Genomic DNA, 6,774 nt, shown 5'->3' on the forward strand with positions numbered 1-6,774 from the left:
TCCTGGCGTGAGGTGCGGGGACGGTTCGGGGGGTTCAGCGGTACGACGCCCGGGTGCGGACCCGGGAGACGGCGAACAGGACGAGCAGGGTCGCCGCCATCAGGACCACGGCGACGGCGGACCCGGTGAACAGGGCGCCCCGGTCGGTGGCCGCGTAGACCAGCACGGGCAGCGGGGTCCAGTCCGGCGGGTAGAGCATCATCGTGGCGCTCAGCTCGCCCATGGACAGCGCGAAGCACAGTCCGGCGGCGGCGGTCAGCGAGGGCAGCAGCAGCGGCAGCCGCACCCGGAACAGGATGTAGGCGGGCCGGGCGCCGAGGGAGGCGGCGGCCTGTTCGTAGGCCGGGTCCAGGCGGGTGAGGGCGGCCGACACCGACTGGTGGGCGAAGGCGGTGACCAGCACGGTGTGGGCGGTGACGACGATCCACCGGGTGCCGTTGAGCAGCAGCGGCGGCTGGGAGAACGCCACCAGCACCGCGAGGCCCACCACCACCGACGGCACGGCGACCGGCAGCACGAACAGGGCGTCCAGGACCCGGCGGTGGCGCTTCTTCAGGGCGGCCCCGGCCAGCGCGGCCCAGGTGCCGGCGGTCAGCGCGAGCAGGCTGGCGGCTACGGCCGTGACCAGGCTGGTGGTGAGCGCCTGGAGGGCCTCGCCGCGGGTGGCGGCGCGGTAGTGGTCCAGGGTGGGGCCGGAGGGCAGGGCGCCGGACCAGTGGGTGGCGAGGGAGGCGCCCAGGATGACGAGCAGGGGCAGCGCGAACAGCGGCAGGAACAGCGCCCAGAACACCGCCCACACGGCCCACCTGGTCTTGCGGCTATGCACCAGCACGACGGCTCACCACCCGGTACAGGCCGTACAGGCCCACGGAGATCAGGACGTTGACGACGGCGACCGCGCAGGCTCCCGGGTAGTCGGACTCCAGGATCGCCTTGCCGTAGACGAGCATCGGCAGGGTGGTGACCCCCTTCGCGCCGGTGAACAGCACGATCCCGAACTCGTTGAGGCACAGCACCAGGACGAGGCTGCCGCCGGCGGCGAGCGCGGGCAGCGCCTCGGGCAGGATCACCTGCCGGACGATGCGCGGCGCCCGCGCGCCCAGTGAACCGGCCGCCTCCAGCTGGGCGGTGTCGAGCTGCGCGAACGCGGCGAGCAGCGGGCGCATCACGAACGGCGTGAAGTAGGTGACCTCCGCCAGCAGCACGCCCCAGGGCGTGGTGAGGAACCGGAACGAGCCGACGGCGCCCGTGCCGCCGTAGAGGAACAGCAGTGCCAGCGTGATGAGGAAGGACGGGAAGGACAGGTACACGTCGATGAACCGGGCCACCGCCTTCGCCCCGGGGAACGGCACGAACGCGATGACCAGCGCCAGCAGGAACCCGAGGACGAGACAGCCGGCGGTGGAGGCCAGCGCCAGCCACACGGTGGTCCACAGCGCGTGCCGGAACGCCTCGGAGGCGAAGACGTCGGCGTACGGCTGAAGGGAGGTGCCGCCGGTGTCGGGCCGCAGCGACTGGCGGACGACGAGGGCGAGGGGGTAGAGGAAGAAGAGGGCGAGCAGGGCGACCGGGGGGAGCACCCACAGGTGGGCCGCCCACCGCCGGCGGCTCCCGCCGCGCCGGGCGGAGGGGGCGGGCAGGGCCCGCAGCGCGCTGTCAGTGGTCATCGCCGGCCACCCCCGCGGGCAGCAGCACGCCGTCGTCGGGCGCGAAGTGCAGGGCCACCGGGTCGCCGAGGGCGGGCGGCTCCTTCAGCTCGCGCACGTCGGCCATCATGGTGTGCCCGCCGACCTCGACGTACAGCCGGTGCGTGGCGCCGCGCCACTGGATCTCCCGGACGGTGCCCGGGAGCCGGTTGGGTCCCTCGCCCAGCCCGACCAGGTGCGGCCGTACGCACAGGGTGGCGCGGGCGCCCGCGGCGGCACCCGCCGTGTCGAGCCGCAGCTCCGTGCCCGCGAAGGACACGCCCCGGTCGGTCACGGTCACCGGGACCAGGTTCGCGCCGCCCACGAAGGAGGCCGTGAACGCGTCGGCGGGCGCCCGGTACAGCTCCGTCGGCGTGCCGCACGCCCGCAGCCGGGCCGATTCCATCACCGCGATCCGGTCGGCGAGGGTCAGCGCCTCGACCTGGTCGTGGGTGACGTACAGCATCGACACGTCGGGCAGTTCGCGGTGCAGCCGGGCGAGTTCGGCGAGCATGCCGGAGCGCAGCCGGGCGTCCAGCGCGGACAGCGGCTCGTCCAGGAGCAGCACGCGCGGCCGGATGGCGAGCGCGCGGGCGATCGCGACGCGCTGCTGCTGCCCGCCGGACAGCTCGCGCGGGTGGCGGCGGGCATAGCCGGCCATGCCGGTCAGCTCCAGCGCCTCGGCGACCCGCTGCCGGATCTCGTCCCTGGGGGTTCTGCGGGCCTTGAGTCCGAAGGCCACGTTCTCGTCGACGCGCAGGTGCGGGAAGAGGGCGTAGCTCTGGACGACCATGCCGATGCCGCGCCGGTACGGCGGGAGGTCCGTCACGTCCTCGCCGCCGAGGTACACCCGCCCGGACGCGGGCCGCACGAACCCGGCGACCGCCCGCAGCGCGGTGGTCTTGCCGGATCCGGACGGTCCGAGGAGCGCCATGACCTCTCCGGGCTCGACGGTCAGGTCGAGGGAGTCGAGGACGACGTTGCCGTCGTAGGCGACCGTGACGGAGTCGAAGCGGATGCCCATGTCAGCGGTCTCCGGCGAGCAGGCCGGGCAGGCCGGCGACGGAGTCGAGGACATGGGTGGCGCCGGCGGCGGTGAACTCGGCGTCGCCGTGGGCGCCGGTGCGCACGCCGGCGACCAGCCCGGCCCCGGCGCGTACGCCGCTGAGCACGTCGTACGACGTGTCGCCGGCCACCGCGACCTGCCGGACGTCCTCGGCCGCCTTGGTGCGGACGAACGCCTCCAGCACCATGTCCGGGTACGGCCGCCCGCGCCCGCCGGCGTCGGCCGGGCACAGGGTGAGCGGCACCAGGCCGCGCCAGCCGAGGGCGTCCAGGACGGCGTCCTGGGTGACCCGGGCGAAGCCGGTGGTGAGGACGACGGTACGGCCGCTGTCGGTCAGTTCCCCGATGGCCTCGCGGGCTCCGGGGACGGGGGCGATCAGGCCCTGGTCGACCAGGTCGGCGTACGCCTTCTCGAAGGCGGTGTTGGCGCGCCGGGCGCGGTCCTCGTCGCCGAAGAGGTGGCGGAAGACGGAGATCTTGGACTCGCCCATGGTGGCGCGGACGTAGGCCAGGTGCTCGGCGTGCTCGGCGGAGCCGGGTTCGACGCCCAGTTCGGCGGCGGCCGCGGCGAAGGCGCGTTCGACCAGGCCGCCGTCGGCGACGGTGGTGCCGGCCATGTCGAGGACGACGAGCCGGATGTCGGGGGTGCCCGGGGTGGCCGGGGTGACGGGGGTCATGGGGGTGCTCACCAGCCCAGTTCGTTCGCGGTGGTCTCGGCTATCGCGGGGGCGCAGGTCATGCCGCGCCCGCCGGGCCCGGTGACCAGCCACACGCCCTCGTGCACCCGCTGGCGGTGGACGACCTTGGCGGGGTCGGTGCACTGCGCGTACACGCCCGCCCAGCGGTGCCGCACGCGCGGCAGCGGCCGGCCGAGGAGGGACTCCACGACGCCGGTGAGGTGCTCGTAGGGCTCCTCGACGGTGTCGAAGGCGAAGGGGTGCTCGTACTCGTGGGTGTCGCCGATGGTCAGGCCGCCGTCGGCGCGCTGCACCATCAGCAGCTGCATCCTGTGCGCGGCGGCGGTCTCCGGCTGGGGCCGGCGGGCGTTCAGCTCGTCCAGCGCCGCGGAGGCGTAGGCCGGGTAGTAGCGGAAGCTGTCGGCGTCGGCGACGGAGGTGGGCAGCGGCTCGCCGAGCGGGTCGGTCTGCATCATCTGGAGGCGGACGCGGCGCACGGGGAGGTCCGGGCCGGCCAGTTCGCGGACGAGTCCGCCGAGCCAGGCGCCGGTGCACAGCACGACGGCGTCCGCGTGGTGGGTGTCCCCGTGGTCGTCGCGGACCGTGCCGGCGCCGGTCACCTCGCGCACCTCCCGGCCGGGCAGGAAGGTGTAGTGGGGCGACTTCAGCAGCTCCGCGCGCAGGGCGAGCTGGGCGGTGCGCGGCTCCACGGCCGCGTCCCGCTCGCAGTACAGGGCCGCGGTGAAGTCGCCGCGCAGGGCGGGGTTCAGGGCGCGGGCCTCGCCCGGGGTGAGCAGCTTGTAGCCGCGGGCGGCGGCGTCGGCGCGGGCCACGGCGGCCTCGGCGACGGCCAGTTCGAGCGGGCCGCGGACCGGGGTGAGGGAGCCGTTGGGGCGGAAGCCCAGCGCCGGCACCCGGCCGCCGATCCCCTCCCACAGCTCCCGCGCCCGCAGGGCGGTTTCCAGCTCTTCCCCACCGGCGCGCCCGCTGACCCAGATCTGCCCGAAGTTGCGCAGCGAGGCGCCGCGCGCCTCGGCCTCGCGCTCGATCTGGACGACCTGGTGGCCGCGCTGCACTGCGTGCCAGGCGTGCATGGTGCCCACCACGCCGGCTCCTACGACTGTGACTCTCACGGCGGTAACGCTCCTCGGGACTCGGGAACCGGAGACATCCGGCTGACAACGAGAGCGTGAACGACCCATCACGTTTGGGCTAGACCCGTTATCTTTCTGTGATGTGAGGGGCGGGTGCGACGACCGGTGGGCCTCAGCCCCGCAGGTGGGTGGTGAAGGAGAAGCGGTCGCCCCGGTACAGCGACCGCACCCGCTCCAGCGGACGGCCCCCGGTGTCCCGGGAGACCCGGTGGATCAGCAGCATGGGCAGGGCGGGCGGGGTGCCGATGAGCAGGGCCTCGCGGGGGGTGGCGAGGACGGTCTCGATCCGCTCGTCGGCGTCGCCGAAGGAGATGCCCTGGGCGGCGAGATAGCCGTAGAAGGAGGAATCCGGATCGAAGTCGGCGTCCAGCCGGGGCACCCGGGCGACGGCGACGTACGTGCTCTCCAGGCCGACCCGCTCGTCGTCGGCGAGCAGCACGCGCTCCAGGTGCCAGACGGGTTCGCCGCGGGTGAGCCCGGTCTCGGCGGCGAGCGGGTCCGGGCACGGGAACCGGTCGAGGGTGACGAGGGCACGGCCGGGCGTGCGCCCCTGCCGGCGTACGCCCTCGGTGTAGCTGGCGAGGGACAGCGGCTGGGCCAGCTTGGGACCGGCGACCACCGTGCCCCGGCCCCGGCGCCGCAACCGCCCCTCCAGCACCAGGTCCCGCACGGCCTGCCGCACGGTCTCGCGGGCCACGTCGTACCGCTCGGCGAGGTCCCGCTCGGTGGGGATGACACCGCCCTCCCCCAGCTCCTCCAGCAGCGCGGCGATCCGCGCCTTCACCGCGTAGTACTTGGGGATGCGCCCGTGCTCGGGGATGCCGGAGCGGACGGGGGCGCCGGGGGCCTGGTCGTTGGGGTAGTCCACGGGGGGATCGTCGCAGATGGGGATCGGCGGCCGCGGAGGGGGCGGGGGCCGGGTCAGCGGCGGTCGCGGAACAGGAGGAGGGCGCCGGTGAGGGCGGCCAGCAGGGTGAACAGGGGGACGAAGGCCGCGAGCGGCAGATGGGTGAGTTCGGCCGCGACGCGGGTCAACCGTCCGGCCCCGGGGCGGTCCTGGGGGCGGGGGGTGCCGGTGGCGGTGGGCACGGCCACGGGGTGGACGGTGTCGTGGGTGCGGTGCGGGGGCGAGGCGTGGACCTCCCGGGCCTCCTCCCGCCCCTCCTCCGGGTGATCCGTGCCCTCGGCGTCCCCTGCGCCCCCGGTGTCCCGCCGGTTCCCCCCGGTGCCCGCCTCCGCGTCCCCGGCGACGTCGAAGCGGTAGGCGTCGGACTCCCCGACCCAGTCGCCGTCCTGGCCCTGCCGCTGTACGACGGCGGCGTTGGCGGTGACCTCGTCGGCCACGGCGCCGGGGGCGAGCGAGAACCGGATCCGCACGCTCACGGTCCGGCCGGGCGGCACGGTGAACCCGGCGAAGCCGGGGCCGTCCAGCACGCCGACCAGTTCCTGGGCGTCGGTGGCCTCGAAGGTGACCCGGCGGGCGCGGGGGCCGTCGTAGAAGTCCAGGCGGGGCTGGTCCGGGCGCAGCGCGCGCTTCTCGTCCACGAGGACCACGACCGGGTGGACGCCGGTGCAGGTCCGGTCGGTGGTGTTGGTGAGGTCGAGGTACCAGGTGCCGGGTTCGCCGCCGGCCTCGTACGACGCCGGGCCGCCCCGGATCCGGGCGGCCAGCGGGAAGGCCCCCGCGTCGGTGCCGGCGCAGGAGGGGGCGGCGGGGGCGTGGGGCAGGGCCCGGGCGGCGCCCGCCGGCAGGGGGACGGCGGCGGGGGTCACGGCGGTGGCGGCTGCTGCTGCTGCGGTGAGGGCGAGGGCGAGGGGCGTGCACAGTCGCATGAACACATGACCCTGCCGGGCGGGGCGGGGCGGACGGCACCGCCATGCCGGGGCACGGCGCAAGTCCCCCCTACCAGCGGACAGGTGGCTGCCGGCCGTGGACACCGGCAACTACGCCGTGTCCGGCCGCGCGGCTTCCCCGCGCCTTCGGAAAGTCACCGTGCCGCCGACGGGAACGGCCACACCGCCCGGCAGCCGGCCGTAGGCGCCTGCGGCCCCGCAGTGTCCGGTCGCGTGTTTCCCCGCGCCCCCGGAACGTCACCGTGCCACCAACGGGAACCGCCATACCGCCCGGCTGCCCGCCGTGGACACCCGCGGCCACACCGTGGCCGGTCACGCGGCTCCCCGCGCCCTCGGAAA

7 protein-coding genes are annotated in these 6,774 nt (G+C 75.2%); all 7 read right to left on the reverse strand.

Features of this window, described 5'->3' with window-relative positions:
• Positions 1–34 precede the first annotated feature (34 nt).
• A complete protein-coding gene (locus ACZ63H_RS09240; RefSeq protein WP_469863186.1) occupies positions 35–832 on the reverse strand; it encodes an ABC transporter permease in 798 nt (265 codons plus the stop codon).
• Entirely contained in the window at positions 819–1,667 is an 849-nt protein-coding gene (locus ACZ63H_RS09245; RefSeq protein ID WP_469863187.1) for a 2-aminoethylphosphonate ABC transporter permease subunit, read from the reverse strand. The genes ACZ63H_RS09240 and ACZ63H_RS09245 overlap by 14 nt, the downstream gene beginning before the upstream one ends.
• Positions 1,657–2,709 (reverse strand): ABC transporter ATP-binding protein, encoded by a 1,053-nt coding sequence (locus ACZ63H_RS09250; protein ID WP_469863188.1) that lies wholly within the window; start codon positions 2,707–2,709, stop codon positions 1,657–1,659. The genes ACZ63H_RS09245 and ACZ63H_RS09250 overlap by 11 nt, the downstream gene beginning before the upstream one ends.
• Before the next feature lies 1 nt (position 2,710).
• Positions 2,711–3,427: a phosphonatase-like hydrolase gene (locus tag ACZ63H_RS09255; RefSeq protein ID WP_469863240.1), complete on the reverse strand. Its 717-nt coding sequence runs from the start codon at positions 3,425–3,427 to the stop codon at positions 2,711–2,713.
• A gap of 8 nt (positions 3,428–3,435) precedes the next feature.
• Entirely contained in the window at positions 3,436–4,560 is a 1,125-nt protein-coding gene (locus tag ACZ63H_RS09260) for a TIGR03364 family FAD-dependent oxidoreductase (RefSeq protein ID WP_469863189.1), read from the reverse strand.
• A 133-nt stretch (positions 4,561–4,693) separates the two neighbouring features.
• On the reverse strand, positions 4,694–5,449 hold the full coding sequence (locus ACZ63H_RS09265) for a GntR family transcriptional regulator (protein ID WP_469863190.1): 756 nt from the start codon (positions 5,447–5,449) through the stop codon (positions 4,694–4,696).
• Between the two features lie 53 nt (positions 5,450–5,502).
• Complete coding sequence (locus ACZ63H_RS09270; protein ID WP_469863191.1) at positions 5,503–6,414, reverse strand: hypothetical protein; 912 nt, start codon at positions 6,412–6,414, stop codon at positions 5,503–5,505.
• Positions 6,415–6,774: the final 360 nt, after the last annotated feature.

It is taken from the genome of Streptomyces sp. NPDC104831 (assembly GCF_055583025.1).